The organism is Acinetobacter sp. MB5 (assembly GCF_003261585.1).
Lineage (GTDB): Bacteria > Pseudomonadota > Gammaproteobacteria > Pseudomonadales > Moraxellaceae > Acinetobacter.
The window spans coordinates 1-1,555 of sequence record NZ_POVU01000041.1; the positions used below are offsets into that span (position 1 = coordinate 1).

A 1,555-nucleotide genomic window follows, 5' to 3' on the forward strand; every position below is an offset into this window, starting at 1 on the left:
GAGGAATACATGAAGGCTCTTGTTGCTGTCAAACGTGTGGTAGATGCCAACGTTAAAGTTCGCGTTAAGCCGGACAATAGTGGTGTTGATTTAACCAACGTAAAAATGTCAATTAACCCATTCTGTGAAATCGCAGTTGAAGAAGCGGTTCGCTTGAAAGAAAAAGGCATTGTTTCTGAAATCATCGTGGTTTCAGTGGGTGCAAAAGAAGCGCAGGAGCAAATCCGTTCTTCAATGGCGCTTGGTGCTGACCGTGGTATCTTGGTTGAAACAGCTGATGAAATCGGTGCTTTAGAAGTTGCGAAAATCTTAAAAGGTGTCGTAGACCAAGAACAACCACAACTGATCTTGCTCGGTAAACAAGCCATTGATGATGACTCTAACCAAGTCGGTCAAATGTTGGCAGCACTTTTAGGTGCAGGTCAGGCAACATTTGCCTCTGAAGTTAAGGTTGATGGTGACAAAGTTCAAGTCACTCGTGAAATCGATGGTGGTTTGCAAACCGTTGAATTGAACTTGCCTGCGATCATTACCACAGACTTACGTTTGAACGAACCACGTTATGCGGCTCTACCAAACATCATGAAAGCACGTAAAAAGCCGCTTGAGACTAAATCTCCAGCAGATTATGGCGTAGCAACGGGCAGTAAACTGAAAACATTAAAAGTTGAAGCTCCAGCAGAACGTCAAGCAGGCGTACAAGTGAAATCAGTCGATGAGCTTGTTGAAAAACTTAAAAACGAAGCGAAAGTGATCTAAAAGGCAGGGATAACATCATGAGTATTTTAGTCATCGCTGAGCACGACAATCAGACATTAAATGGCGCAACCTTAAATGTTGTCGCAGCAGCGCAAAAAATTGGTGGCGATATCACCATCCTTGTGGCAGGTTCAGGTGCACAAGCCGTTGCGGATGCAGCAGCAAAAGTTGCAGGTGTAAGTAAAGTGCTATTGGCAGACAATGCTGCTTATGCACATCAACTTGCTGAAAATATCGCTGCATTGGTTGCAGATCTAGGTAAAGGCTATAGCCACATTTTGGCAGCGGCTACCACTACAGGTAAAAACATCCTGCCACGCGTTGCAGCGTTACTTGATGTCAGCATGGTCAGCGACATCATTGCAGTTGAATCTGCAAATACCTTCAAACGCCCGATTTATGCAGGCAATGCCATTGCGACTGTACAATCAGAAGAAGCGATTGTGGTTGCGACTGTACGTACGACTGCATTTGATGCTGTTGCAGCAGAAGGTGGTGCGGCAGCAGTTGAAGCGGTAAGTGAAGCGAAAGATGCTGGTGTATCGAAATTCGTGACAGAAGAAATCGTAAAAACTGAACGTCCAGAACTTTCAGCAGCACGCATTGTGGTATCTGGTGGTCGTGGTGTGGGTTCAGGTGAAAACTATCACAAAGTGCTTGATCCATTGGCAGACAAATTGGGTGCAGCACAAGGTGCATCACGCGCAGCCGTTGATGCAGGCTTTGTACCAAACGACATGCAAGTGGGTCAAACAGGTAAGATTGTTGCACCTGACTTGTACATTGCTGTGGGTAT

Annotated in this window: 2 protein-coding genes; both read left to right on the forward strand. The window is 45.4% G+C overall.

What is annotated here, in order from left to right; translation table 11 throughout:
* Window positions 1-9 precede the first annotated feature (9 nt).
* Entirely contained in the window at window positions 10-759 is a 750-nt protein-coding gene (locus tag C1A47_RS17485; RefSeq protein WP_111896288.1) for an electron transfer flavoprotein subunit beta/FixA family protein, read from the forward strand.
* Between the two features lie 17 nt (window positions 760-776).
* A partial coding sequence (locus tag C1A47_RS17490; protein ID WP_111896287.1) for an FAD-binding protein occupies window positions 777-1,555 on the forward strand: 779 nt, incomplete at its 3' end.